Genomic DNA, 243 nt, shown 5'->3' with positions numbered 1-243 from the left:
AACCCCTTTACAACCTGCTCAATGATCAATTACTTGAAAGCGGTTATATCCATATGGATGAAACCCGAGTTCAGGTCTTAAAAGAACCGGATAAAACAGCCGAAAGCCTCAGCTACATGTGAGTACGAAAAACCGGTGATCGGGAACACCCCATTATCTTATTTGATTACGCCAGTCGTCGTCGCACCGATGTGGCCAGATCGCTGCTTGGTGATTATCAAGGCTACCTGCAAACCGATGATT

At 45.7% G+C, this 243-nt stretch carries 1 pseudogene; it reads left to right on the top strand.

Going from position 1 to position 243, the window contains the following annotated elements:
* Positions 1 to 243 (top strand): annotated as a pseudogene (locus WG929_RS21150) (IS66 family transposase); the annotation flags it as partial.

It is taken from the genome of Oceanobacter antarcticus (assembly GCF_044962685.1).
In the GTDB taxonomy this organism is placed as follows: domain Bacteria; phylum Pseudomonadota; class Gammaproteobacteria; order Pseudomonadales; family Oceanobacteraceae; genus Oceanobacter; species Oceanobacter antarcticus.
Note: the sequence above shows the minus strand (reverse complement) of the source record. Positions and strands in the feature narration are given on the sequence as shown.